This window comes from Pseudomonas sp. QC2, from assembly GCF_002859085.1.
Classification (GTDB): Bacteria; Pseudomonadota; Gammaproteobacteria; order Pseudomonadales; family Pseudomonadaceae; genus Aquipseudomonas; species Aquipseudomonas petroselini.
Window position 1 is genome coordinate 1 of the sequence record NZ_PKKS01000004.1, and the last position, 24,730, is coordinate 24,730.

23 protein-coding genes are annotated in these 24,730 nt (G+C 59.6%); 9 read left to right on the plus strand and 14 right to left on the minus strand.

What is annotated here, in order from left to right; all coding sequences use genetic code 11:
* Positions 1 to 268: 268 nt before the first annotated feature.
* From msrQ to mrcB, 9 genes are all read right to left on the minus strand, one after another.
* Entirely contained in the window at positions 269 to 889 is a 621-nt protein-coding gene (gene msrQ / locus QCBJ_RS03860) for a protein-methionine-sulfoxide reductase heme-binding subunit MsrQ (RefSeq protein ID WP_093544363.1), read from the minus strand.
* Entirely contained in the window at positions 889 to 1,902 is a 1,014-nt protein-coding gene (gene msrP / locus QCBJ_RS03865) for a protein-methionine-sulfoxide reductase catalytic subunit MsrP (protein ID WP_015885887.1), read from the minus strand. The genes msrQ and msrP overlap by 1 nt, the downstream gene beginning before the upstream one ends.
* Before the next feature lie 63 nt (positions 1,903 to 1,965).
* Positions 1,966 to 2,823 carry a CDP-diacylglycerol--serine O-phosphatidyltransferase gene (gene pssA, locus QCBJ_RS03870; protein WP_015885888.1) on the minus strand — a complete coding sequence of 286 codons (858 nt, stop codon included), beginning with the start codon at positions 2,821 to 2,823 and terminating at the stop codon, positions 1,966 to 1,968.
* Positions 2,824 to 2,968: 145 nt separating this feature from the next.
* Positions 2,969 to 3,985 (minus strand): ketol-acid reductoisomerase, encoded by a 1,017-nt coding sequence (gene ilvC, locus QCBJ_RS03875; RefSeq protein ID WP_003176099.1) that lies wholly within the window; start codon positions 3,983 to 3,985, stop codon positions 2,969 to 2,971.
* Between the two features lie 47 nt (positions 3,986 to 4,032).
* Positions 4,033 to 4,524 (minus strand): acetolactate synthase small subunit, encoded by a 492-nt coding sequence (gene ilvN / locus QCBJ_RS03880; RefSeq protein WP_003176102.1) that lies wholly within the window; start codon positions 4,522 to 4,524, stop codon positions 4,033 to 4,035.
* A 2-nt stretch (positions 4,525 to 4,526) separates the two neighbouring features.
* Positions 4,527 to 6,251, minus strand: a complete 1,725-nt coding sequence (locus tag QCBJ_RS03885) for an acetolactate synthase 3 large subunit (RefSeq protein WP_015885889.1) — start codon at positions 6,249 to 6,251, stop codon at positions 4,527 to 4,529.
* Positions 6,252 to 6,684: 433 nt separating this feature from the next.
* On the minus strand, positions 6,685 to 7,014 hold the full coding sequence (locus QCBJ_RS03890; RefSeq protein WP_015885890.1) for a YqcC family protein: 330 nt from the start codon (positions 7,012 to 7,014) through the stop codon (positions 6,685 to 6,687).
* Positions 7,014 to 7,748 carry a M48 family metallopeptidase gene (locus QCBJ_RS03895; RefSeq protein ID WP_015885891.1) on the minus strand — a complete coding sequence of 245 codons (735 nt, stop codon included), beginning with the start codon at positions 7,746 to 7,748 and terminating at the stop codon, positions 7,014 to 7,016. The genes QCBJ_RS03890 and QCBJ_RS03895 overlap by 1 nt, the downstream gene beginning before the upstream one ends.
* A gap of 16 nt (positions 7,749 to 7,764) precedes the next feature.
* A complete protein-coding gene (gene mrcB, locus QCBJ_RS03900; protein ID WP_015885892.1) occupies positions 7,765 to 10,089 on the minus strand; it encodes a penicillin-binding protein 1B in 2,325 nt (774 codons plus the stop codon).
* Between the two features lie 118 nt (positions 10,090 to 10,207).
* Here mrcB and QCBJ_RS03905 point away from each other — a divergent pair, with 118 nt between their 5' ends.
* The 3 genes from QCBJ_RS03905 to QCBJ_RS03915 all read left to right on the plus strand — a co-directional run bounded on the left by QCBJ_RS03905 (position 10,208) and on the right by QCBJ_RS03915 (position 12,663).
* Positions 10,208 to 11,764: a bifunctional aminoglycoside phosphotransferase/ATP-binding protein gene (locus QCBJ_RS03905; RefSeq protein ID WP_102060173.1), complete on the plus strand. Its 1,557-nt coding sequence runs from the start codon at positions 10,208 to 10,210 to the stop codon at positions 11,762 to 11,764.
* A gap of 92 nt (positions 11,765 to 11,856) precedes the next feature.
* Positions 11,857 to 12,201, plus strand: a complete 345-nt coding sequence (locus QCBJ_RS03910; RefSeq protein ID WP_015885894.1) for a pentapeptide repeat-containing protein — start codon at positions 11,857 to 11,859, stop codon at positions 12,199 to 12,201.
* Between the two features lie 189 nt (positions 12,202 to 12,390).
* Positions 12,391 to 12,663, plus strand: a complete 273-nt coding sequence (locus QCBJ_RS03915) for a TfoX/Sxy family protein (protein WP_010562703.1) — start codon at positions 12,391 to 12,393, stop codon at positions 12,661 to 12,663.
* A gap of 267 nt (positions 12,664 to 12,930) precedes the next feature.
* Here QCBJ_RS03915 and QCBJ_RS03920 read toward each other — a convergent pair whose 3' ends face one another.
* Genes QCBJ_RS03920 through QCBJ_RS03930 form a run of 3 tightly spaced genes read right to left on the minus strand, consistent with a single transcriptional unit; the run spans position 12,931 to position 15,610 of the window.
* Positions 12,931 to 13,698 carry a heme ABC transporter ATP-binding protein gene (locus QCBJ_RS03920; protein ID WP_046034298.1) on the minus strand — a complete coding sequence of 256 codons (768 nt, stop codon included), beginning with the start codon at positions 13,696 to 13,698 and terminating at the stop codon, positions 12,931 to 12,933.
* On the minus strand, positions 13,698 to 14,735 hold the full coding sequence (locus QCBJ_RS03925; protein WP_102060174.1) for an iron ABC transporter permease: 1,038 nt from the start codon (positions 14,733 to 14,735) through the stop codon (positions 13,698 to 13,700). Before QCBJ_RS03925 ends, QCBJ_RS03920 begins: the two co-directional genes overlap by 1 nt.
* A complete protein-coding gene (locus tag QCBJ_RS03930; RefSeq protein ID WP_102060175.1) occupies positions 14,732 to 15,610 on the minus strand; it encodes a hemin ABC transporter substrate-binding protein in 879 nt (292 codons plus the stop codon). Before QCBJ_RS03930 ends, QCBJ_RS03925 begins: the two co-directional genes overlap by 4 nt.
* A 156-nt stretch (positions 15,611 to 15,766) precedes the next feature.
* Between QCBJ_RS03930 and QCBJ_RS03935 the strand changes: the two genes are divergently transcribed.
* Positions 15,767 to 16,084: a Rieske 2Fe-2S domain-containing protein gene (locus QCBJ_RS03935; RefSeq protein ID WP_046034296.1), complete on the plus strand. Its 318-nt coding sequence runs from the start codon at positions 15,767 to 15,769 to the stop codon at positions 16,082 to 16,084.
* Here the strand turns inward: QCBJ_RS03935 and sfsA are convergent.
* Entirely contained in the window at positions 16,081 to 16,791 is a 711-nt protein-coding gene (gene sfsA / locus QCBJ_RS03940) for a DNA/RNA nuclease SfsA (RefSeq protein ID WP_015885899.1), read from the minus strand. The two genes, QCBJ_RS03935 and sfsA, sit on opposite strands and share 4 nt — an antisense overlap.
* On the minus strand, positions 16,791 to 17,963 hold the full coding sequence (locus QCBJ_RS03945) for a pyridoxal phosphate-dependent aminotransferase (RefSeq protein ID WP_015885900.1): 1,173 nt from the start codon (positions 17,961 to 17,963) through the stop codon (positions 16,791 to 16,793). Before QCBJ_RS03945 ends, sfsA begins: the two co-directional genes overlap by 1 nt.
* A gap of 320 nt (positions 17,964 to 18,283) precedes the next feature.
* Here QCBJ_RS03945 and dksA point away from each other — a divergent pair, with 320 nt between their 5' ends.
* The 5 genes from dksA to QCBJ_RS03970 all read left to right on the plus strand — a co-directional run bounded on the left by dksA (position 18,284) and on the right by QCBJ_RS03970 (position 24,326).
* Complete coding sequence (dksA, locus tag QCBJ_RS03950; RefSeq protein ID WP_043205898.1) at positions 18,284 to 18,724, plus strand: RNA polymerase-binding protein DksA; 441 nt, start codon at positions 18,284 to 18,286, stop codon at positions 18,722 to 18,724.
* Positions 18,725 to 18,808: 84 nt separating this feature from the next.
* Complete coding sequence (gluQRS, locus tag QCBJ_RS03955) at positions 18,809 to 19,696, plus strand: tRNA glutamyl-Q(34) synthetase GluQRS (RefSeq protein WP_015885902.1); 888 nt, start codon at positions 18,809 to 18,811, stop codon at positions 19,694 to 19,696.
* Between the two features lie 62 nt (positions 19,697 to 19,758).
* The gene (locus tag QCBJ_RS03960) at positions 19,759 to 19,935 is read left to right on the plus strand and encodes a hypothetical protein (protein ID WP_003176118.1); all 177 of its coding nucleotides are present in this window, start codon (positions 19,759 to 19,761) and stop codon (positions 19,933 to 19,935) included.
* A complete protein-coding gene (locus QCBJ_RS03965; RefSeq protein ID WP_015885903.1) occupies positions 19,919 to 22,873 on the plus strand; it encodes a sensor histidine kinase in 2,955 nt (984 codons plus the stop codon). Before QCBJ_RS03960 ends, QCBJ_RS03965 begins: the two co-directional genes overlap by 17 nt.
* Before the next feature lie 22 nt (positions 22,874 to 22,895).
* The gene (locus tag QCBJ_RS03970; RefSeq protein WP_015885904.1) at positions 22,896 to 24,326 is read left to right on the plus strand and encodes a sigma-54 dependent transcriptional regulator; all 1,431 of its coding nucleotides are present in this window, start codon (positions 22,896 to 22,898) and stop codon (positions 24,324 to 24,326) included.
* Positions 24,327 to 24,730: the final 404 nt, after the last annotated feature.

Consider the following 24,730-nt stretch of genomic DNA (forward strand, 5'->3'; position numbering starts at 1 on the left):
CGCTTCCGATCTCTCGTTAGCGGGAGGCGAATTCTACAGCGTTACACGCTGCTGTCAACACCTCTTTTTCTCCGCTTTCGACCGAGAGGATCGAAACGTTAATAGAGCCAAACAACACTGCTCTACCAACTCCTTCTGGGCTTCGATGAACTGAAGCAACTCGCTGTCGAATCCTGCGTAACTCTTTGTTTACCAAGGAGTTTTCCGTTTCGACTGCGCCGGAAGTGGGGCGAATTATAGACTTCCAGAATCTGCCGTCAACCCTTAATTACGCTTTTGTTGCAGAAAGTGGTTTTTTCGCGATAAGTCGGGGAATCCGGCGCATCACCGGGGGTATCCGCAGCACCAGAAGCAGCGCACCTATAGATGCATAGACAGCCCACTCCTTGAGATCAGCCCGCACTATCCACAACATATGCAGCAAGCCGAGCCCCAGAACGACATACACGAGACGATGCAGCTTTTTCCAACGGCTGCCCAATCGGCGCTGACTGTAACGATTAGAGGTCACCGCTAATACCAACAGCAACAGGAAACCCAGCGCCCCGACAATAATGTAAGGCCGCTTGCGCAACTCCACACCCAGCTGCGACCAGTCCAACCCAAGCACAAACACACAATAAGCAGCCAGGTGCAGCACAACATAGGCGAAGCACCACAATCCCAATTGCCGGCGCACCGCTATCCACCCCGCCCAACCACTAAGCTTCTGCAGTGGCGTCATTGCCAGGGTGATCAGTAACAGAATCAATGTGCCGAGCCCCAGCCGATCTACCAGCACCTTGCCCGGATCCGGCCCGAGGACAGCACTCCATGCCTCATAGAGCCAGAACAGCGGCCATACCGCCGCCGCTATAAAAACGCCAACGCGCCAGATCGGGTAACGCATCAGTAGTTCTTCCGCAGATCGAGACCGGTATAAAGAGCAGCCACCTCGTCCGAGTAACCATTGAACATCTGCGTCTCACGTACATTGGGACTGAACAGGCCACTCGGCAGACGACGCTCCCGCGCCTGAGTCCAACGAGGGTGATCGACCGTCGGGTTCACATTCGCGTAGAACCCGTACTCATCCGCGGCAATGCTTTGCCAGGTGGTTTTCGGTTGCTCACTCACGAGGCTGATCCGCACAATGGATTTCACGCTCTTGAAGCCATACTTCCACGGCACGACCAAGCGCAGCGGCGCACCGTTCTGGTTAGGCAATTCGCGCCCATACATACCCACCGCCAGAATCGCCAGGGGATTCATCGCCTCATCCAGACGCAAGCCTTCTATATAAGGCCAGTCGATCAAGCCAAAACTCGAGCGCTGCCCCGGCATGCTCTTTGGGTCCTGGAGGGTTTCAAAACGGATGTACTTGGCTTTGGACGTCGGCTCAACCTGCTTGAGCAACGCAGAGATAGGAAAACCGATCCAGGGAATCACCATGGACCACGCCTCGACGCAGCGTAGACGGTAGATCCGCTCTTCCAACTGATAAGGTTTCATGAAGTCTTCCAGAGCATAGCGGCCTGGCTTCGCAACCTCACCATCAATAACCACACTCCAAGGCTCGGTCTTGAGTGAGCCCGCATTCGCTGCCGGGTCGCCCTTGTCGGTACCGAACTCATAGAAGTTGTTGTAGTGCGTTGCGTCCTTGAAGGGCGTGATCGCCTCATCCTTCACCGTGATGGCCTGCCATTTTGTGCCTGGCAGCTTCTCGGCAAACCAGGCCGGCGCCCTGCCCGCCTCGACATCGGCATAACGCGAGGCCTCGTCCGCACTGGCCCAACGCGGCAAGCTGCTGGCAGCAATGCCGGCAAGCGCACCACCGAGCAAGCTACGGCGAGAGAGATAGAAGGATTCAGGCGTGACATCCGACTCGTGGCAATCGGACGCTTTGGGCAATTTGATTAACATGGCAACTCCGCAGCATTGGAGAACTGATGTACCAATAGACTGCGGAGTATGGGGGAAATTACATTAAGGCAATGTTTTGTCGCGGCGCAAATGCAGCAAGTACTGAACCGGCCCCGACGCGGCGTAGACCAGGAACGCCAGCAACAGAATACGCGGCGGATCACTGAACACCACGGCGAACACCAGCACCACTGCCAGAATCGCCACGAAAGGCACACGCCCCTTGAGGTCCAGCTCCTTAAAGCTGTTGTACTTGATGTTGCTGACCATCAGCATGCCGGCAGCAGCCACCATCAAGGCCACCAGGAACGACATCTTCGAACCCTGGATCCCGTAATCACTGAATGCCCAGACGATACCCGCCACCACACCCGCAGCAGCAGGGCTGGCAAGACCGATGAAGTAACGCTTGTCGGCGGTTCCCACCTGGGTGTTGAAGCGCGCCAGACGCAAAGCAGCGCCGGCGACATAGATGAAGGCAACCATCCAGCCGACCTTGCCCATATCGCCCAGCGCCCAGGCAAATGCCAACAACGCAGGGGCGACGCCAAACGCGACCATGTCCGACAGTGAGTCGTACTCAGCTCCGAAGGCGCTCTGTGTGTTGGTCATGCGCGCCACTCGCCCATCAAGGCCGTCGAGCACCATGGCCACGAAGATTGCAATTGCAGCAAAACCGAAATACTTGCTGGCACTCACCGCATCACCTGCCGCCAGTGCGCTTTGGGCACTCATGGAGTTGATGATGGAATAGAACCCGGCAAACAGGTTCGCCGTGGTGAACAGGTTGGGCAGCAGATAGATGCCACGATGCCGGACCTTGCGACCTTCCGCGTCATGCCCTTCTTCGACATGCTCATCGATCGGCAGCAGGCTTTCGGCGTCAGAAGCCTGGCTTGGCTCTTCGGGACGTTCGCTCATGGACTTTACCTTGCAACGGTGTGAAAAAAATTCGACAGATACTTGCGGCGAGTGTTCGCCCGCAAACGATGCAGCTTTATACCAGAACCCGCCCCTCAAACGAAAAAACGCGGCCTAAGCCGCGTTTTCTCTTGATACGCTCGACTTAGTTCTTGGCTTTGTCGACGATCTTGTTGGCACCGATCCACGGCATCATCGAGCGCAGTTGCTCGCCGATGACTTCGATACCGTGAGCGGCGTTGTTACGACGCTTGGCGGTCATCGAAGGGTAGCCGGTAGCGCCTTCGCTGATGAACATTTTGGCGTATTCGCCGTCCTGAATACGTTTCAGGGCGTTGCGCATGGCCTGACGGGACTCGGCGTTGATCACTTCCGGGCCAGTCACGTACTCGCCGTATTCGGCGTTGTTGGAGATCGAGTAGTTCATGTTGGCGATACCGCCTTCGTACATGAGGTCAACGATCAGCTTCAGTTCGTGCAGGCACTCGAAGTAGGCCATTTCTGGCGCGTAGCCAGCTTCAACCAGGGTTTCGAAACCGGCTTTAACCAGCTCAACGGTACCGCCGCACAGTACGGCTTGTTCGCCGAACAGGTCGGTTTCAGTCTCGTCCTTGAAGGTGGTTTCGATGATGCCGGTACGACCGCCACCCACGCCAGCAGCGTAGGACAGTGCCACGTTCTTGGCGTTGCCCGATGCGTCCTGGTAGATCGCGATCAGGTCAGGGATGCCGCCGCCTTTGACGAACTCGGAACGCACGGTGTGGCCCGGTGCTTTTGGCGCGATCATGATCACGTCGAGATCAGCGCGTGGCACTACTTGGTTGTAGTGGATCGCGAAGCCGTGGGAGAAGGCCAGGGTGGCGCCCTTCTTGATGTTCGGCTCGATTTCATTCTTGTACAGCGCGGACTGGAACTCGTCCGGGGTCAGGATCATGACCAGGTCGGCAGCAGCAACGGCGGAAGCAACGTCAGTCACTTTCAGGCCGTGGGCTTCAGCCTTGGCAACAGTGGCCGAGCCTTTACGCAGGCCAACAGTCACGTCAACGCCGGAATCTTTCAGGTTACAAGCTTGCGCGTGACCCTGGGAACCGTAGCCGATGATGGCGACTTTCTTGCCCTGGATGATCGACAGGTCACAATCTTTATCGTAATAAACTTTCATGAGGTTCCTCTATATATCCAGGCCGTAAGGCCATTCACTAATTTGGGTTAAATGCTGAGTACTTTGTCGCCACGGGCAATCCCGGTGACACCACTGCGTACTGTTTCCAGAATCGAGGCCGTCCCGATCGACTGGATGAAGCTGTCCAGCTTGTCGCTTGTACCGGTCAGTTGAACGGTATAAACGCTGGCGCTCACATCAACGATCTGCCCGCGATAAATGTCGGTAGTCCGTTTGATCTCGGCACGTTGGGCACCCGTGGCCTTGACCTTAACCAGCATCAGCTCACGCTCGATGTGGGCACTTTCCGACAGGTCGACCAGCTTGACCACTTCGATCAGCTTGTTGAGGTTCTTGGTGATCTGCTCGATCACCTCATCGTGGCCCACGGTGGTCAACGTCAGGCGCGACAGGGTCGGGTCTTCGGTCGGGGCCACGGTCAGGCTTTCGATGTTGTAGTTGCGTTGCGAAAACAGGCCGACAACACGAGACAGAGCGCCGGGCTCGTTCTCCAGAAGCAGGGAGATAATGTGCCGCATGATTAAGTACGCTCCGTCTTGTTCAGCCACATATCGCGCATAGAGCCGTCTTTGATCTGCATCGGGTAGACGTGCTCGCTGGTATCCACCTGAATATCGATGAACACCAAGCGGTCCTTCATGGCGAACGCCTCTTCCATCTTCGGCTTCAGATCTTTCAAATCGGTGATGCGAATGCCGACATGGCCATAGGCTTCAACCAATTTTACGAAATCCGGCAGCGACTCCATGTAGGAATGGGAGTGACGGCTGTTGTAGCTCATGTCCTGCCATTGACGAACCATGCCCAGCACGCCGTTATTCAAGCACACGATCTTCACCGGAAGGCCGTACTGCAGGCACGTCGACAGTTCCTGGATGTTCATCTGGATGCTGCCCTCGCCGGTGACGCATGCAACGTCAGTGTCCGGAAAGCTCAGTTTCACGCCCATGGCCGCAGGGAAACCAAAGCCCATCGTGCCCAGGCCACCGGAGTTGATCCAGCGGTTAGGCTTGTCGAACTTGTAGTACTGCGCAGCGAACATCTGGTGCTGGCCCACGTCGGAGGTCACAAAGGCGTCGCCCTTGGTCACTTCGCACAGGGTCTCGATCACGGTTTGTGGCTTGATGATGCTGCCGTCGCCCTTATCGTAAGGGAACAGGCCGCGATCACCGCGCCATTCGTCGATCTGCTTCCACCAACTGGCAACGGATTCCTTGTTCGGCGTCTCGCCGATGTCCTTGAGCGCAGCAACCATTTCGGTCAATACGCTTTCAACAGGACCCACGATCGGCACATCGGCCTTGATGGTCTTGGAGATGGACGCCGGGTCGATGTCGATATGGATGATCTTGGCATTCGGGCAGAATTTGCTCGCGCCGTTGATCACGCGGTCATCGAAACGCGCGCCCACTGCCAGGATCACATCGGCGTGGTGCATCGCCAGGTTAGCGGTGTAGCTGCCGTGCATGCCGAGCATGCCGACAAACTGACGGTCGGTACCTGGGAAGGCGCCGAGGCCCATCAACGTATTGGTCACCGGCAGGTTGAGCAGTTTGGCCAGCTCAGTCAAAGGCGCAGAACCGCCGCCCAGAATCACGCCACCACCCGAGTACAGCACTGGACGCTTGGCCGCCAGGAGCATTTCTGCGGCCTTGCGGATTTGCCCCGAGTGCCCACGGACGGCTGGGCTGTAGGAGCGCAGCTTGGCCTTCTTCGGGAAGATGTATTCGAATTTCTCGGCCGGGTTGGTCATGTCTTTCGGGATGTCGACCACCACAGGACCCGGGCGACCGGACTGTGCGAGGTAGAAGGCCTTTTTCATGACTTCCGGGATTTCCGACGCATGCTTGATCATGAAGCTGTGTTTCACGATCGGCCGGGAGATACCGATCATGTCGGTTTCCTGGAATGCATCGGTACCGACCATGGTGCTAGCCACCTGACCGGAAATGATCACCATCGGGATGGAGTCCATATACGCAGTCGCGATGCCGGTAATGGCATTGGTTGCGCCAGGGCCGGACGTTACCAGTACCACACCGGCTTTACCGGTGGCACGGGCGTAACCGTCAGCCATATGGGTCGCGGCCTGCTCGTGGCGAACCAGGATGTGGGTAACAGCCGGTTCCTTGAACAGTGCGTCGTAGACATGCAGCAGAGCACCACCTGGGTACCCGTAGATATAGTCGACGCCTTCGTCACGCAAAAAGCGGACGAGCATCTCACCGCCAGATAAAAGCTCCACGTTGTTCACCTCTAAAACGCCAGAATACCGTCCGTTAAAAAAACCGACGGGTCTTAATAGGTTTACTTCTCAACAGAGCATGAGCGACGGTGGTCGCCGACTACGTCAGCACTGACTGAGCAAGTATTGGGATCGTCCCAAGTGTTGCGGGCTTTTCCCACCCAGCGCGAGGTAACGCGTTGCGGGTGTAACAGGTCGGCGCGGATGTGCGCCTCATGATCTGCTGAGCGGGCCTGCTTCTGGCAGTCCCGATACAGCGGACTTTGGATTCTTCTGTTTCAGGACGTTCAAGTCAAGCAATAATTGCGCTTTTTTCCAACTAAGCGCATGAGAACGTAGAAGAAAGGGCTTTGAGGAGGGATAAAACTCGCCTGAATGTCGTCAAGCGGTAGAAATGTGCGCAAGACTGCCGGAAAAACCGGCAGTCAGGCAATTAACGAGCGTCGACGATCAGTTGGTCGAACTTTTTCAGCGCATTACGTAAGCCAAGGCTTTCCAGCGGGCGGTCGGCGTAGACCATCTCGGCCATTTCCAGGATGCCCGACGCATTGGGCAGCGGCAGGTCCTGTTCGAGGATCTGCTTCATGCGCACCAGGAATACCCACTGCAGCCACTGGTGAAAATCCAGCGTATCCACCGAAAAAGGTTCAACGCTGCTGAGCGCCTCGACGCTGGGGGACACCTCGTCCCACCAGCCCTGCACGCGCAACTCGCGCTCAATCAGCAATAACTGTTCGGCAATGGCGGGGAAGCGTGCATCCATCAGAGGCTGACCTTGGCTTTTTGCCGAGCCTGCGCGGCACCGGCGGCATCGCCTTGCGCGGCGCGCGCGTCACCAATCAAGGCCCACAGGCTGGCTTGCAAGTCGGGACGACCGTTGGCCAGGCTCAGGCCACGACGGGCGAACTGCTCGGCCTGCGGAGCATCACCCTGGGCCATGCGAACCTGGGCCAGGCGATACAACACTTGCGGCTCACGCGGAGCCACGCGCTGGGCACGTTCGAGGCTCGACGACGCACCATTCAAATCACCACCCGCCTGCTGTTGCTGGGCCGTGGTCAGCAGCGCAAGCACCGGGCCATCCAGTTGCTCGTCAGCCGACAGGCCGCCACCGCTGGAAGACGATGGAATTCCACTTGGCGTCGACGGCATGGTGTAGGTGCCCTGATTGATCGGCGCAGTTTGAATCGGCGTGGAGTCGATCGGACCCGAGGTGCTTGGCCCTGGCGTCCACGGCTCGGCACTGATCGGCGCAGACGTGGCAGCGCCAGCGCCTGGCACCATGACCACCACACCGGAATCCTGTGGCATCGCCTGGGTCGCAGCTTGCGCTGGACGATTGGTCACGGTCTGGCGGAAGCCGCCATTGGCCGAAATCCGGTCGTTATTGGAGACGGCAGTGCTCGAATCCACCACGGGAATGGAGCCGCGCTGCACGCTGGCGCAACCGTTGAGCAAAGCCAGAGCTGTAATAGCTGGAATCCACCACTTGTTCACTTGAAACCCTCTTTGCTTAATTCATCCAGCCCTTGACCCAATCCATCACCGACTCCGCATCAGCGGGGGCACTGCCACCGCATGCGGCGCCGGGAGGCGGTTCGCTGCCGCGAATATACGGCATCTGCACCGCGCCCGGACAGTTGGCATCTGAGCCCTGCCCCGTGTGCGGATCGATCCAAGCCTGCACGATGTTATCCGGCTGCGGCATGTTCAACGGCAGCGGATCAGCTTTGCGCATGAAACTGGTCCAGACCTGCAGCGCACCGGTGGCACCGGTAAACGGCGTCTTGCCGTTATCGTCGCGCCCCAGCCACACCACCGCCAGCACGTCCTGGCCGAAACCTGCGAACCAGCTGTCACGCGAATCGTTACTGGTACCGGTCTTGCCTGCCAATGTCAGGTTCGCCGGCAGCACGCTATAGACCGAACGCCCGGTACCTTCACGCATCACGCGCTGCATGGCGTTCTGGATCAGATAAATGGAGCCCGCATCAAACCGTTGCTGAATCTGGAACGGGTAGCGCTTGAGCGGCTCACCCTCGGCGGTCAGCACGCTGCGGATCCCGCGCATGGGGGTGTTGAAACCACCGTTGGCGAGGGTCTGGTACATCGTCGCGACTTCCATCGGGGTCATCGCGCCAGCGCCCAACAGGATCGACGGGAAGGCCGGGAACTCACGGGTGACACCCAGCCGCGCGATGGTCTTGAGGACATTCGGCACGCCGACCTCAAGGCCCAGCCGCGACGTGGAAATATTGTAGGAGTGCGCAATGCCCTGATACAGGAATATCGTACCGTGGGAACGACGGTCGAAGTTCTGGGGTGTCCACACTTGGCCATCGGCACCTTTGACCGACAGCGGGTCATCTGAGAGCCAACTGGTCAGGGTGTATTTGCTCGGTTTTTCCAACGCGGTCAGGTAAACCGCAGGCTTGACCAGGGAACCGATTGGCCGCACCGCATCCAGCGCGCGGTTGAACCCGGCAAAGCTGGCCTGACGGCTGCCGATCATGGCTTGCACTTCACCCGTTTCCGGATTGGTCACAACCATGGCCGCTTCGACTTCATCGGAACCTTTACGGCCTGTCAGACGCTTGAACGTGTCATTGACGGACGCTTCGGCCTTCATCTGCAGGATCGGGTCGAAACTGGTGAAGATTCGCAGGCCTTCTTCGGTCAAGTCTTCGTCGCGGTAGTCTTCACGCAGTTGGCGCTTGACCAGATCGATAAAGCCCGGGAAGGAGCTGTCCGCCAGCTTGCCGCGGGTAGTGACACCCAACGGCATTTTCTTCGCGGCAGCGACCTGTTCAGCCGTGGCAACACCTTGTTGCTCAAGTACATCAAGCACGAGGTTGCGTCGCTCCAGCGCACGCTCAGGATTGCGGCGCGGGTTGTAGTAGGAAGGCCCCTTGACCATGCCCACCAGCAACGCAACCTGGTGCAGCTTCAGTTCGGACAGCGGCTGGCCAAAGAAGAACTGGCTGGCCAGGCCGAAACCATGCACGGCGCGCTGGCCATCCTGGCCGACGAATACCTCGTTGAGGTACGCCTCAAGGATTTCCTGCTTGCTGTAGTGCAGCTCCAGCAGCATCGCCATCATGGCTTCAGTGAGCTTACGGGTGAGGCTGCGCTCGTTGGTCAGGTAGAAGTTCTTGACCAATTGTTGCGTCAGCGTACTGCCGCCCTGAGTCATCTTGCCGCCGGAGGTGTTCACCCAGACCGCGCGGGCGATCGACTTCGGCGAAACGCCCCAGTGGTGGTAGAAATCGCGGTCTTCAACAGCAACCAGGGTTTCCAACAGGTACGGCGGCACCTGGTCAAGCTTGATCAGGATGCGATCTTCAAGGTTTTTAGGGTAAATGCCGCCGATCATCAGCGGTTCGAGGCGAACCACCGGCAGCTTCGAGCCATTGAGGGACGACAACTCAGCGACGTAATCGCCGGAAAAGCGCACGCGCACAGGCTGGGCTTTTTCCAGGCCTTCATAGAACTGGAAACCGCGGGTATTCAAGTCGACGGTGTTACCACTGACAGCCGCCGCGCCCGGCCCGTTGCTCACGGGTTCGCGGCGATAGCCCAAGGCGTCGAGTTCGGTCAGGAAGTCATCCTTGCTCAGCTTCTGGCCGGTAAACAACTCCAGCGGGCGTGCATACACCTTGGCGGGAATGGTCCAACGCTTGCCGGAGAACTTCTCCTGGACCACAGCGTCGAGGTACACCGCAAAGCCGGCGAGCACTACGAGCCCCACGAGGCCGAGCTTGAGCGCCCAGCCCAGCCAAGGGCGCAGGCCGCGGGAAGGAGGTTTTTTACGGGAACGGGGAGATCGGGTTCGAGTCATGGCGGCGGATTATACGCACTTTATTGATGATCAACATGAGCCGGACAGCGGTTTGCACGACCGGCCGCAGCAGCCATAATGCCCGCCATGTTTTCCGCCAGACTCTGAAGGATCGCCCGTGAGCCAGACCCTGATCGCCGCCCTGCAAAACCCGGCCTTATACGCCCACCCGGTTGATGCGTTCCAAGTCATCGAGACCCATATTTCCTGGGTCGTGCTGACCGGGCCCTATGCCTATAAATTGAAGAAACCGATGAACTTCGGCTTCCTGGACTTCACGGATCTGGAAAAGCGCGGCCACTTCTGCAATGAAGAGCTGCGCCTCAACCAGCGTTTGACCGAAGATTTGTATCTTGAAGTGTTGCCGATCACCGGCACGGCCGAGGCCCCTCAGTTGGGTGGCGATGGCCCAGTCATCGAATATGCGCTGAAAATGCGTCAGTTCCCGCAGAGCCAACTGCTCAGCACCTTGCAAGCCAACGGCGAATTGACCAGCGCGCACATCGATGAGATGGCCAAGCAAATCGCGCACTTCCACCTCACCGCACCGAAAGTACCGCAGGAACACCCGGCCGGCACCCCGGACGAGGTGATGGCACCGGTTCGCCAGAACTTCGACCAGATTCGCCCGTTCCTCAGTGACAAGGCCGACCTGGCGCAACTGGACGCTTTGCAAGCTTGGGCCGAAAGCAGCTTCGAGCGCCTCAAGCCGCTGTTCTCCCAGCGCAAACAGGAAGGTTTCACCCGCGAATGCCACGGCGATATTCACCTGGGTAACGCGACGTTGATCGATGGCCACGTAGTGATCTTCGACTGCATCGAATTCAACGAGCCTTTCCGCTTCACCGATGTGTACGCCGATACCGGCTTCCTGGCCATGGACCTTGAAGACCGCGGCCTCAAATCCCTGGCGCGCCGCTTTATCAGCCAGTACCTGGAGTTGACCGGCGACTATCAAGGCCTGGAGGTGCTGAACTTCTATAAAGCCTATCGCGCCTTGGTACGCGCCAAGATCGCGCTGTTCAGCATGCCGAGCGAGGCCAGCCCGGTGCAACGCGCCACGACCCTGCGTCAATACCGCAACTACGCGAATCTGGCGGAAAGCTACAGCACCATTCCGTCGCGCTTCCTGGCAATTACCCACGGTGTTTCGGCCGTGGGCAAAAGCCACGTGGCCATGCGCCTGGTGGAAGCGCTGGGTGCTGTGCGCCTGCGCTCGGACGTGGAACGCAAGCGTCTGTTCGGTGAGCAACACGTCGAAAACACGCCGCAGGCCGGTATCTATGCGGCCGACGCCAGTGTGGCGACCTACACCCGGCTGAATGAAATCGCCGGCACCGTACTGCGTGCCGGTTACCCAGTGGTGTTGGATGCCACCTTCCTGAAACGCGAACAACGCGATGCAGCGGCCAAAGTAGCCGAAGCCACCGGCGCGCCGTTCCTGATCCTGGATTGCAACGCGCCGCAAGCCGTAATCGCCAGCTGGTTGGCACAACGTCAGGCAGACAAAAATGATCCTTCCGACGCGACACTGGCCGTTATCGAAGAGCAGCAAGCCAATCGCGACTCGCTGACCGCCGAGGAGCTGCTCCTCAGCAAACGCGTCGAGACCAATGAAAGCGGTACGCTCGATGCGTTGGTGGCGCATATTCGCCAGCGCCTGCCAGGCCTGTAAGAAAAAATTCTTGGTCGTGTCGTCTACTTGGGCGCACGACCCCGCAATAGTGGCACTATAATGGCGCCATAAATCCAACAGGAGTTGTCGTCATGAGTCAGCCCAAGCTTCTTGATACTCCGCTTTACTCGCTCCTGCATAAAGATGATATCCGGGGCTTCAACCAGGAACGTCCAAAAGACGGCGTCATCGACATGCGCGGCGGGGACTTTCGCGGCCTGGACTTGCGTGAGTTGAACGCCACCGGCGTGGACTTTACCGATGCCTACTTCCGCTCTGCCGATTTACGCGGCTTGGACCTGCGCGATTGCTCGCTGGAAGGCGCCAGCCTGGCCCACGCGCAGATATCCGGGACCTATTTCCCTGCGGAGCTGACCGCCGATGAAATCCTCATGTCAGTCAACTTTGGCACCCGCCTGCGTTACCGTACCCGCTAATACTCGCTGCTTCAGCCCGGTATCGCACTGGCGTGCCGGGCTTCCCGCCTGCCGGATCACATCACTCCTCTCGGTCTTTAGGCCGTTTCCGACTAAAGAACTACGCTTTTCCTACTGAGCGCTACACTCCTTTCAGGCTTGCCTGGTCACGATACCCACCGAACCATTCGGCCGTCGCAAGGAGGCTTGATGAACGATGAGCTGCAACACCTGAAAAACCTTGGCAAGACGTCAGCACAGTGGCTGCATGCGGTGGGCATCCACAGTGCGTCCGACTTGCGTCGCCTGGGTGCGGTCGATGCCTACCGGGCCGTACGGACGCGCGGGTTTCGCGCATCGAAAGTGCTGCTGTATGCAATCGAAGGGGCCTTGATGGATGTGCATTGGAATGACATTCCTGCCGAGCGCAAAGAAGCGTTGAACCGGCAATTGGACGCTATTTCGGCCCGCCAAAAAAATTAGATCGACTGGCAAAGCCAACATTTACAGGCATTCCGAACGGACGTTTGAGAAAATCTGAAGAGCCATTGAAAACAAATGTTGACTCTCAAATGAGAATCGTTATGATTATCACAACTGGTCGCGAGATCAGCCGATAACTGAAAGACCATTGGTTCGGACTCTCAGATTATCTCCTCATCAGGCTAATCACGGTTATTTGACCCGGCTCTTGCCGGGTCTTTTTTTGCCCGTAAAACGCTATCGGTACAAAGCCGCCCACACTGCAGTTCAGCGGGCAATGATCAACGGATGCCCACGCTCCGGATGAGGCTGCACAAGCACATCCAAACCAAACACAGCTTTCAACGGCGCCGGCTGCATCACCTGCGCCGGCGCACCCAAGACATGCGGGCGCCCTGCCTCCAGCAGCAGGATCCGATCACAATAACGCGCCGCCAGGTTCAAGTCGTGAAGGATCACCAACACCGCCGCCCCTCGATCGGCAAAAGTGCGAATGGCCTGCAAGGTTGTGTGCTGGTGCAAGGGGTCCAGCATTGACGTCGGCTCATCCAGCAGCAACGTCTGCCCAGCCTCGCCCGGCCATAACTGCGCCAGCACCCGCGCCAGATGCACCCGTTGACGCTCTCCGCCGGACAGCGCCAGGTAGCTGCGACCGCTCAGGTGGCCGACATCTGCCGCCTGTAGGGCTGCCTCGATAATCGCGTCATCACGCAAGCGCCCGGTCTGGTGTGGCAAGCGCCCCATGCCGACAACCTCTTCAACACGGAAAGCGAAGTCCAGCGTCGAACTTTGCGGCAATACCGCCAGGCGTTGCGCCCGTTGCGCGCCACTCCACTCGCTCAACGGGCGTTGGTCCAACCACACGTTGCCGTGGTCAGGAGGCAACTCGCCGCACAATCCGCCGAGCAACGTACTCTTGCCCGCACCATTGGGGCCCAGGACCCCGAGCACCTCGCCCGGCAACAGATCGAGGGTGACGCCTGCCAATACGGTTGTGCGACCGCGACGGATCTGCAGGTCTTCCACACGCAACATCAGGCACGCCCCCGCAACAACAGATAAAGAAAAAATGGCGCGCCGATAAATGCGGTCACAATACCGATCGGCAATTCAGCCGGTGCCAAGGCCAAGCGCGCGACCAGATCGGCAAACAACAGCAGGCTCGCCCCCGCCAGGACCGAAGCCGGTAGCAGCACACGATGATCCGGCCCCGCCAGCAAACGCACCAGATGTGGCACCACCAGCCCCACAAAACCAATCATGCCCGCAGCGGCCACGGCGGCTCCCACGCCTAACGCCGTACAGAAGACCAACTCGCGCTTAAGCCTTTCTACATCGATACCTAAGTGATTGGCCTCTGATTCACCGAGAAGCAGCGCGTTCAGCGCTTTGGCTCGACGCGGCAACCACAGCGCGACACCCGCGCTTACCAGCAACAGGGGCCATAACCGCGAATAGCTGGCGCCGTTGAGGCTGCCCAGGTTCCAGAACGTCAGGGTGCGCAAGGTGGCGTCGTCGGCCAGGTAGGTAAACAGTCCTACCGCCGAGCTGGCGAGGGCTGTAAGGGCGATGCCGGCCAGCAACATGGTCGCGACATGGGTCTGGCCGTTGCGCCGCCCTAGTCGATAGACCAGTGCAGTGACACCCAAGCCGCCAAGGAATGCGCATAGCGACAACAGATAGGGCCCGAATGCATCCGGCAAACCGCCGAAAAACGAACCCCCTACAATCGCCACCGCCGCCCCCAGCGCGGCACCGCTGGAAACCCCGACCAACCCCGGATCAGCCAAGGGGTTGCGAAACAGCCCCTGCATCGCCACGCCCGACAAGGCCAACACGCCGCCGACCGCCAACCCCAGCAGCGTGCGCGGCAAACGGATCTGCCCCAGGATCAGCTCAGCCTGCTCCAGCCCTTGGGCCTCGATCGGCACGCCCATCCACCGCAACGCAGCCCTGAGCGTATCCAGCAAGGGCAGGCTGACTGGCCCCAGCGCCAGCGAAAGCCAAATAGCGAATACACACAGCAGCGCCAACCCCACAAACAGCGTCTTCGGTTTAACCGGAGTGGTCATAGGGCTGGCTTGGCCAGGGACGGATAAAACCCGGCGGACAGGTCCGCGAGGCTTTGTGGCAGGCGCGGCCCAAGCCCACCGACCAGCAAGGTGGGATCGACCTCAAACACTCGCCCGCTTTTGGCCGCTGGCGTGGAAGCCAGGATCGGGTTCTCCTTGAACAGTGCGGCACGCGCCGCCTCACCGGTCAGGGCACGATCAGCAAACACCAGCACATCCGGGCTCAACCCTGCCAACGACTCCACCGAAAACGGCTTGTAGCCAGTATGGGTCGCCAGGTTGCGCCCGCCAGCCTGCTGCAACATCCAGTCAGCCGCCGTGTCTTTGCCCGCGATCAGCGGCTTGCCGCCTGCATGACCGAGCAACAGCAACACGCCTGGCGCCTTTTGGGTCGATTGGGCCTTGCTTACCCAGCGCTTTTGCTGATCCAACGCCTGCTCATATCCGGTAAACAATTCGTTGGCTTTGGCCTCATTGCCCAGCAACGTGCCCAAGTGCTGAAGGTTACCTTTCAGCGTGGGCAGGTCCGGCTGCGCCGAGAACATTTCCACCTGCACACCCGCGTTGCGAATCTGCGCCAGCACGGGCGGCGGCCCCATTTCTTCAGTACCGACCAGCACATGCGGGCGCAAACTCAGAATGCCTTCCGCCGACAACTGCCGCTGATAGCCAATGCTCGGCAACGCCTTGAGAGACTCCGGATGCTGACTGGTGGTATCCACACCCACCAATTTCGACTCACCGCCCAGGGCCGTCACCCATTCCGACAGCGCCCCGCCGGCACTCACCCAGCGTTGTGGCAGTTCGGAGGCTTGAGCCCCGTGGTTGACCAGCAATCCGACAACAAGCGCAATAGCGCTGGTACTCAGGCGCATAACAGGGTTTCCTTGCAAAGGCGGGGCCGCTCAAGCACTCATCGATGAGGCAGATAACGCCCGCCTGGCATCGCATTGAGCGCCCGCTCAGCTAACGGGCGAAGCCGGCATTTGATAATTGTTTGCATTTGAACGTCAAGGCACTTAAGGATTGAAATGAAGTTTCTCTGCCCCTCCGAAACCCTCGCGCCTAACTGCAGCCTCGGTTTTGATATCGACGGCTGCAAGGTGTTGGCGGTGCGTCGGGACGGTGTAGCCTACTTCTACATCAACCGTTGCCCCCATCGCGGCATTTCGCTGGAATGGCAACCCGACCAGTTTCTCGACGCCAGCGCCAGTTTGATCCAGTGCGCCACCCACGGCGCCCTGTTCCTGATCGAGAGCGGCGAGTGCATCGCCGGCCCTTGCGCCGGGCAAAGCCTTACCGCCCTGCCCGGCCGCGAAGATGACCAGGGCCTGTGGGTGGCGCTCTAGTCGAGCAGCACGTCCAGCCGCCGATCCACACAGATTTCTTCGGAAGTCACCCGCACGCCATACGCCAGCACTTCCACCCCCGCCGACTTGGCTTCACGCAGGGCGGCGGCGTAGGCCGCGTCGATTTCCACCGCCGGGCGCACGGCATCAATGCCCGAGAGATTGACGCAGTACAACTGCACTGCACGCACACCCTGCCGCGCCAGATGGGCCAGCTCGCGCAAATGCTTGGCGCCGCGCTGGGTCACCGCATCAGGGAACGCGGCAACCGCAGAGCCATCAAAGCCCAGGGTCACACTTTTGACTTCGACGTAGGCCGCGCCATCGGGATAGTCCAGACGAAAATCGATGCGGCTTTTCTCCTGGCCGTAAGGCACCTCGCGCTTCAACGCAGTAAAGCCGTTGAGTTCGGTGATGACCCCCGCCAGCAACGCCTCCTCGACCAACTGATTGGCACGCGCGGTGTTCACGCAGGCCAGACGCCCCTGGGGCGTCTCGGCGATTTCCCAGGTACCAGGCAACTTGCGCTTGGGGTCATTGGAGCGACTGAACCAGACCTGCCCACCTTCCACCATGCAATTGAGCATCGAGCCGGTGTTGGGGCAGTGAATGGTGAGCAACTCGCCGGTAACGGTTTCGATATCGGTGAGAAAACGCTTGTAGCGACGAATCAGCCGCGCTTCTTCGAGGGGAGGATTAAAGCGCATCAGCCTTGCCAGCTCCGCAAGCCACGGGCGATTCGCTCCACCGCCTCCTGCAGGCGATCGAGGTTTTGCGTGTAGGCAAAGCGCACATGATGACCGGCTTTAAAGCGGCCAAAATCCAGGCCAGGGGTAAAGGCCACATGCTCGGTTTCGAGGAAGTGACGACAGAATGCGAAGGCATCACCGCCGAACGCGCTGATATCGGCATACAAATAGAACGCCCCTTCCGGCTCGACGGCGATGCCAAACCCCAACTCGCGCAAGGCAGGCAGCAGGAAGTCACGACGACGGCCGAATTCAGCGCGGCGCTCTTCAAGAATGCTCAGGGTTTGCGGGGTGAAACACGCTAGCGCCGCGTGCTGGGCCATGCTTGGCGCACTGATGTAAAGGTTTTGCGCCAGTTTCTCCAACTCCCCCACTGCGGCCGGGGGCGCCACCAGCCACCCCAGGCGCCAGCCGGTCATGCCGAAATACTTGGAAAAACTATTCAGGACAAATGCTTCGTCGTCGACTTCCAGCACGCTGGCCGCGTCCGTGCCGTAGGTGAGGCCATGGTAAATCTCGTCCACCACCAAGTGGCCGTTGCGCGCCTTGATGGCGGCGGAAAGCCCGGCCAATTCGTCACGCGTGAGGATCGTCCCGGTCGGGTTGGCCGGGGACGCCACGAGCGCGCCGACACTGTCTTGATTCCAGTGCTTGGCCACCAGGTCGGCGGTCAACTGGTAGCGCACTTCGGGGCCGACCGGCACCAGTTGGGCCGCGCCCTCCACCAACCGCAGGAAGTGACGATTGCACGGGTAACCGGGGTCTGCGAGCAGCCAATGCTTGCCCGGATCCACCAACAGGCTGCTGGCCAGCAGCAAAGCGCCGGAACCGCCAGGGGTGATCAGGATACGCTCGGGGTCGACGTTCAGCCCGTAGCGCTGCTGATAGAACCCGCTGATGGCCTCGCGCAATTCCGGCAGACCACGGGCCGCGGTGTAGCGGGTCTTGCCGTTGGCCAATGCTGCCTGGCCGGCCTGGATGATGGGCTCGGCAGTGGTGAAATCCGGCTCACCGATTTCCAGGTGGATCACGTCATGGCCGGCGGCTTGCAGCTCATTGGCCCGCGCCAGCAATGCCATGACATGAAAAGGTTCGATGGCGCGACTGCGCGCACTGTAGGGCTGAGCCATTAGCCTTCCTTAACGGTAGGGACAAAATCTGGATTCTACCGAACCCTCGCGGGAAAACATGTTCTATTGCCTGCCCGGAGGCATGTGCCGGCCGAGCAAGCGCCTGCAAAACGACTAAAATCAACATTCGAGGCAATGCATACCCAGCAATGGCGGGCTGTCGCAGTTTTGCAAGCGATTTGCCATGGGCCTCGACAACCGGGAGTGGCGCACCCCGAATCTATCTGGTAAGTTCGCCCGCTTGCAGCCGCAGGGCCGGCAGGTGTCGGTGACGTTGCAATCCTGCGCAATGGATTAGAAGAGTGAGAGGCGGTCTATTCATGTCCACCCAAGCAAAGCAACAGCAGCAGAGCCTCAGTGGCTTCACACCTTACGTCGAAGCGAAGGGTGAGGAGTACATGGGCAAGCCCATGCGCCAGCACTTCACCAATATCCTGAAAAAGTGGAAGCAGGACTTGATGCAAGAGGTCGACCGCACCGTTGACCACATGAAGGACGAAGCCGCCAACTTCCCGGACCCGGCCGACCGTGCCAGCCAGGAAGAAGAGTTCGCCCTTGAACTGCGCGCCCGTGATCGCGAACGCAAGCTGATCAAGAAGATCGACAAGACGCTGCAACTGATCGAAGACGAAGAATACGGCTGGTGCGAATCCTGCGGCGTCGAGATTGGTATTCGTCGCCTGGAAGCCCGCCCAACCGCGGACCTGTGCGTAGACTGCAAGACCTTGGCTGAAATCAAGGAAAAACAGGTCGGCAAGTAATCCCTGCCGAACTGAACGAATGGGGCGTGCAAACGCCCCATTTTTGTTTCTGGCGTTTACCGAATTTCCAGTAGTATCCGGCCCATGACAGCCTCTACCTATATCGGGCGTTTCGCCCCCACGCCCAGCGGCCATTTGCATTTCGGCTCCCTGGTCGCCGCCCTCGCCTCCTACCTCGACGCCCGCGCCAACCAAGGCCGCTGGCTGATGCGCATGGAGGACCTTGACCCACCACGTGAAGAGCCGGGCGCCCAGGCAGCGATCCTCCACGCCTTGGAAGGCTACGGTTTCGAATGGGACGGTGAACTCGTCCGACAAAGCGAGCGGCATGATGCCTACGCCAAAGTGCTGAACGATATGTTCAACCATGGCCTGGCCTACGCGTGCACCTGTTCACGTAAACAGCTGGAACCCTACAACGGTATCTACCCTGGGCTGTGCCGCAATGCAGGCCACGATCAGCAGGATGCCGCCATACGGTTACGCGTTCCGGAGCTGGAATACCACTTTACCGACCGCGTCCAGGGCGAATTCCGACAGCACCTGGGCCGCGATGTAGGCGATTTTGTCATCCGTCGCCGCGACGGCCTGTATGCCTATCAACTGGCCGTGGTCCTCGACGATGCCTGGCAAGGCGTCACCGATATCGTGCGCGGCGCCGACCTGCTCGACTCCACGCCACGCCAGCTCTACCTGCAGGAACTGCTCGGCCTGCGCCAACCGCGCTACCTGCATGTGCCGCTGATCATCCAACCGGACGGCAACAAGTTGGGCAAATCCTACCGTTCCCCGCCGTTGACACCCGACCAGGCCACGCCTTTGCTATTGAGAGCCCTGCGTGCCCTCGGCCAGCAACCCGGCGACGAGTTGCTGCACGCCAGCCCACGGGAACTGCTGGACTGGGGCATCCAGCACTGGGATGCCGGCCGGATACCTCGCACACTCACGCTGGCCGAAGCGCAATTGAGCTGAAGGCGCTTGCAGCTTGCCAGGCATCCGTTACCATCGCCGCAGTTTTTCAATCAGAGGCCAACATGTACATCTATCGATTGGTCCTGCTGCTGGTCGTCGGGATCTACCTGTTTTCTCCCGCCATCATGGATTGGTGGATCGACGCCACGGGCGCCTGGTATCGCCCCTATCTGCTGTGGCTGATCCTGATCGTCGTGACTTTCATCCTGCAGAGCCAAAAAGATGCCGATGAGCTTTAGCCTCACCCAGATGCTGCTGATCAGTGCCGCCTACCTGGCCGCGCTGTTCGGGGTGGCCTGGATCAGTGAGCGCGGAATGATTCCGCGGGCGATCATTCGCCATCCGTTGACCTACACCTTGTCCCTGGGCGTGTACGCCAGTGCATGGGCGTTCTATGGCACGGTGGGCCTGGCCTATCAATACGGCTATGGCTTTCTTTCCAGTTACCTCGGGGTGTCCGGCGCGTTCCTGCTGGCACCGGTGTTGCTGTACCCGATCCTGAAAATCACCCGTACCTATCAGCTGTCATCCCTGGCCGACCTGTTTGCCTTCCGCTTTCGCAGCACCTGGGCCGGCGCGCTGACCACCATTTTCATGCTGATCGGCGTGTTGCCGTTGCTGGCCCTGCAAATCCAGGCAGTGGCTGACTCCATCAGCATCCTGACCCGTGAGCCGGTGCAGCACCGCGTTGCCCTGGCTTTCTGCGCGTTGATTACGCTGTTCACGATTTTCTTCGGTTCACGCCATATCGCCACTCGCGAGAAACACGAAGGCCTGGTGTTTGCAATTGCCTTCGAGTCCGTGATTAAGCTGATCGCCATCGGCGGTGTCGGCCTTTATGCACTTTACGGCGTGTTCGACGGCCCGCAGCAGCTTGAGCTTTGGTTGCTGCAAAACCAGACCGCCCTCGCCGCCCTGCACACGCCGCTGCAAGAGGGCCCATGGCGCACGCTGCTGCTGGTGTTCTTCGCCTCGGCGATTGTGATGCCACACATGTATCACATGACCTTTACCGAGAACCTCAACCCGCGCTCGCTGGTCAGCGCCAGCTGGGGTTTGCCGCTGTTCCTGCTGTTGATGAGCCTGGCGGTGCCACTGATCCTGTGGGCAGGCCTGAAACTGGGCGCCACCACTAACCCGGAATACTTCACCCTCGGCATCGGCATTGCCGCCAACAGCCCGGCGTTGGCTTTGCTGGCGTACGTCGGTGGTTTGTCAGCCGCCAGCGGGCTGATCATCGTCACGACCCTGGCGCTCTCGGGCATGGCGCTCAACCATCTGGTGCTACCGCTGTACCAGCCGCCGGCCGAGGGCAACATCTACCGCTGGCTGAAATGGACGCGGCGCGCGCTGATCGTCGCGATCATCATGGCCGGCTACGGGTTCTACCTGTTGCTGGGCGCCGGGCAAGACCTGGCCAACCTGGGTATCGTCGCGTTTGTCGCCACCTTGCAGTTCCTGCCGGGCGTGCTGTCGGTGCTGTACTGGCCGACCGCCAATCGCCGTGGCTTTATCGCCGGCTTGCTGGCGGGGATCCTGGTGTGGATCGTGACCATGCTGCTGCCGCTGGTCGGTAATCTGCAGGGCTTCTACATCCCATTGCTGAACATGATCTACGTGCTGGATGACACCAGCTGGCACATGGCGGCGATTGCGTCCCTGGCCGCCAACGTCTTGATGTTCACGCTGATCTCGCTGTTCACCAATGCCAGCCCCGAAGAAACCAGCGCCGCCGAAGCCTGCGCAGTGGACAACGTGCGCCGCCCGCAACGCCGTGAATTGCATGCCGCCTCACCCCAGGAGTTCGCCACGCAACTGGCCAAGCCTTTGGGTGCCAAAGCCGCACAAAAGGAGGTCGAACAAGCGCTGCGCGATCTCTACTTGCCGTTCGACGAGCGGCGCCCTTACGCGCTGCGGCGTCTGCGCGACCGTATCGAAGCCAACCTGTCCGGTTTGATGGGACCCAGTGTGTCCCAGGACATGGTGGAAACTTTCCTGCCCTACAAGGCCGGCGGCGAAAACTACGTGACCGAAGACATCCATTTCATCGAGAGCCGGCTCGAGGATTACCACTCACGCCTCACGGGCCTCGCCGCCGAACTCGATGCACTGCGCCGCTACCACCGCCAGACCCTGCAAGAATTGCCGATGGGCGTGTGCTCGCTGGCCAAGGATCAAGAGATCCTGATGTGGAACAAGGCCATGGAAGAACTCACCGGTATCGCAGCGCAGCGCGTGGTCGGTTCACGCCTCAATACCTTGGGCGATCCGTGGAAAGAATTGCTGCAAGGGTTCATCAATCTGCCCGACGAGCACTTGCACAAGCAGCATCTGGCCCTCGACGGCCAAACCCGTTGGCTCAACCTGCACAAAGCCGCGATCGACGAGCCCCTGGCGCCCGGTAACAGCGGCCTGGTGTTACTGGTGGAAGACCTGACCGAAACCCAGATGCTCGAAGACAAGCTGGTGCATTCCGAGCGTCTGGCCAGCATTGGCCGACTGGCGGCAGGCGTGGCCCATGAAATCGGCAACCCGATCACCGGTATCGCGTGCCTGGCGCAGAACCTGCGCGAAGAGCGCGAGGAAGACGGCGAGATCATCGAGATCAGCGGGCAAATCCTCGAACAGACCAAGCGCGTGTCACGCATCGTGCAGTCGCTGATGAGCTTTGCCCACGCGGGCGGGCATCAGAACCAAGATGAAGCGGTGTGCCTGGCCGAAGTGGCGCAGGATGCCATTGGGCTGCTGGCCTTGAACCGGCGCAATTTCGAAGTACAGTTCTTCAACTTGTGCGACCCCGACCACTGGGTGGACGGCGACTCACAACGCCTGGCCCAAGTGCTGATCAACCTGCTCTCCAACGCCCGCGATGCAACGCCTGCCGGTGGCGCGGTACGCGTCAAGACCGAGGTTTTCGAACATACGGTCGATCTGATCGTCGAAGATGAAGGTAGCGGTATTCCACAGAACATCATGGACCGATTGTTCGAACCCTTCTTCACCACCAAGGACCCAGGTGAAGGTACCGGTCTGGGCCTTGCACTGGTCTATTCCATCGTTGAAGAGCATTATGGACAAATCACCATCGACAGCCCGGCTGACACCGAAAGCCAACGCGGCACCCGTATTCGGGTGACCTTGCCGCGTCATGTCGAAGCGACGTCCGCTGTGAACTGAGACCGTCGAGAGAATTGAATCAATGCCGCACATTTTGATCGTCGAAGACGAAACCATTATCCGCTCTGCCTTGCGTCGCCTGCTTGAACGAAATCAGTACCAGGTCAGCGAAGCCGGCTCGGTGCAGGAAGCCCAGGAGCGTTTCAGCATTCCCACGTTCGACCTGATTGTCAGTGACCTGCGCCTTCCCGGCGCGCCTGGCACCGAGTTGATCAAGCTTGGCCAGGGCACCCCGGTGCTGATCATGACCAGCTACGCCAGCCTGCGCTCGGCGGTGGACTCCATGAAGATGGGCGCGGTGGACTACATCGCCAAGCCTTTCGACCATGACGAGATGCTTCAGGCCGTGGCCCGTATCCTGCGTGACCGCCAGTCGGCCAGCAGTGCGCCCGTTGAGCAACGCCCGGCAGGCAAAGCGGCCGATAAACCAGGCGTCGATAACAGCAACGGCGAGATCGGCATCATCGGCTCCTGCCCACCGATGCAGGACCTCTACAGCAAGATCCGCAAAGTCGCGCCGACCGACTCCAATGTATTGATCCAGGGCGAGTCCGGCACCGGTAAAGAACTGGTGGCCCGCGCCCTGCACAACCTGTCCAAGCGTGCCAAGGCACCGATGATTTCGGTGAACTGCGCGGCGATCCCTGAATCCCTGATCGAGTCCGAACTGTTTGGTCACGAGAAAGGTGCATTCACCGGCGCCAGCGCCGGGCGTGCGGGCCTGGTAGAGGCCGCGGACGGCGGCACGCTGTTCCTCGACGAGATCGGTGAGCTGCCTCTGGAAGCCCAGGCGCGCTTGCTGCGTGTGCTACAGGAAGGTGAGATTCGCCGCGTAGGCTCGGTGCAGTCGCAAAAGGTCGATGTGCGCCTGATCGCGGCCACTCACCGTGACCTGAAGAGCCTGGCCAAAATCGGCCAGTTCCGTGAAGACTTGTACTACCGCCTGCACGTGATCGCGCTCAAGCTGCCAGCCCTGCGTGAACGTGGTGCCGACGTCAACGAGATCGCCAGCGCGTTCCTGCTGCGCCAAAGCGCGCGCATCAACCGCACTGACCTGAAGTTCGCCCCCGACGCCGAGCAGGCCATTCGGCATTACTCGTGGCCGGGTAACGTGCGGGAACTGGAAAATGCGGTCGAGCGGGCAGTGATTCTGTCGGAGAGCCCGGAAATTTCCGCCGAGCTGCTGGGTATCGATATCGAGCTCAGTGATCTGGAGGAGGACGATTTCATCGGCCTGGCCCCACAGCACGGCGGCGGCAGCAATACCAGCCATGAGCCAACGGAAGATCTGTCACTGGAAGATTACTTCCAGCATTTTGTCCTGGAACATCAGGACCATATGACCGAGACCGAACTGGCGCGCAAATTGGGCGTGAGCCGCAAATGCTTATGGGAACGCCGCCAGCGCCTGGGTATTCCACGGCGCAAGACCGGTGTGGCCAGCGAGAGTTGAGGGTGCGCCCCCACAGGTAACACCCACAGATGTGAAAAAACTGTTACCGCGGATATTTCGCGTAACAAAAGCCGGGGCTTACGGTAACGAAGCCCCGGCTTTTTTTGGTCCGTCAAAAACCCGAAACCCCCTCAACCCCCCGGTTTTGCTGGGCGACGCAAAAGTTGGCACGCACCCTGCTATATGCTTAGTACAAAAACAATAACAAGCTTTGTACAAGACAATAAAAATAAGACGAATCGACTCACGCATAACAAAAACAACACGGCGGAGGCGCAGCTAACTGATTCTTTTGGAGAGGCGTTGCATTTGGGGCTTGCCCCGCAACCAGGCCGAGAACAACAAAAACTGCCCTAAGGCAGAGCCTGAACTGGTTGGATCGTAGATCAGCAACACAGCGACCA

Coding starts and splice junctions, on each gene's coding strand:
- msrP (WP_015885887.1), bottom strand. CDS start 1,902: ATGTTAATCAAATTGCCCAAAGCGTCCGATTGCCACGAGTCGGATGTC.
- QCBJ_RS03925 (WP_102060174.1), bottom strand. CDS start 14,735: ATGACCACTCCGGTTAAACCGAAGACGCTGTTTGTGGGGTTGGCGCTG.
- QCBJ_RS03920 (WP_046034298.1), bottom strand. CDS start 13,698: ATGTTGCGTGTGGAAGACCTGCAGATCCGTCGCGGTCGCACAACCGTA.
- ilvN (WP_003176102.1), bottom strand. CDS start 4,524: ATGCGGCACATTATCTCCCTGCTTCTGGAGAACGAGCCCGGCGCTCTG.
- QCBJ_RS03935 (WP_046034296.1), top strand. CDS start 15,767: ATGAAGTTTCTCTGCCCCTCCGAAACCCTCGCGCCTAACTGCAGCCTC.
- QCBJ_RS03910 (WP_015885894.1), top strand. CDS start 11,857: ATGAGTCAGCCCAAGCTTCTTGATACTCCGCTTTACTCGCTCCTGCAT.
- gluQRS (WP_015885902.1), top strand. CDS start 18,809: ATGACAGCCTCTACCTATATCGGGCGTTTCGCCCCCACGCCCAGCGGC.
- mrcB (WP_015885892.1), bottom strand. CDS start 10,089: ATGACTCGAACCCGATCTCCCCGTTCCCGTAAAAAACCTCCTTCCCGC.
- QCBJ_RS03945 (WP_015885900.1), bottom strand. CDS start 17,963: ATGGCTCAGCCCTACAGTGCGCGCAGTCGCGCCATCGAACCTTTTCAT.
- dksA (WP_043205898.1), top strand. CDS start 18,284: ATGTCCACCCAAGCAAAGCAACAGCAGCAGAGCCTCAGTGGCTTCACA.
- pssA (WP_015885888.1), bottom strand. CDS start 2,823: ATGAGCGAACGTCCCGAAGAGCCAAGCCAGGCTTCTGACGCCGAAAGC.
- QCBJ_RS03970 (WP_015885904.1), top strand. CDS start 22,896: ATGCCGCACATTTTGATCGTCGAAGACGAAACCATTATCCGCTCTGCC.
- sfsA (WP_015885899.1), bottom strand. CDS start 16,791: ATGCGCTTTAATCCTCCCCTCGAAGAAGCGCGGCTGATTCGTCGCTAC.
- QCBJ_RS03915 (WP_010562703.1), top strand. CDS start 12,391: ATGAACGATGAGCTGCAACACCTGAAAAACCTTGGCAAGACGTCAGCA.
- QCBJ_RS03890 (WP_015885890.1), bottom strand. CDS start 7,014: ATGGATGCACGCTTCCCCGCCATTGCCGAACAGTTATTGCTGATTGAG.
- QCBJ_RS03930 (WP_102060175.1), bottom strand. CDS start 15,610: ATGCGCCTGAGTACCAGCGCTATTGCGCTTGTTGTCGGATTGCTGGTC.
- msrQ (WP_093544363.1), bottom strand. CDS start 889: ATGCGTTACCCGATCTGGCGCGTTGGCGTTTTTATAGCGGCGGCGGTA.
- QCBJ_RS03960 (WP_003176118.1), top strand. CDS start 19,759: ATGTACATCTATCGATTGGTCCTGCTGCTGGTCGTCGGGATCTACCTG.
- QCBJ_RS03965 (WP_015885903.1), top strand. CDS start 19,919: ATGCCGATGAGCTTTAGCCTCACCCAGATGCTGCTGATCAGTGCCGCC.
- ilvC (WP_003176099.1), bottom strand. CDS start 3,985: ATGAAAGTTTATTACGATAAAGATTGTGACCTGTCGATCATCCAGGGC.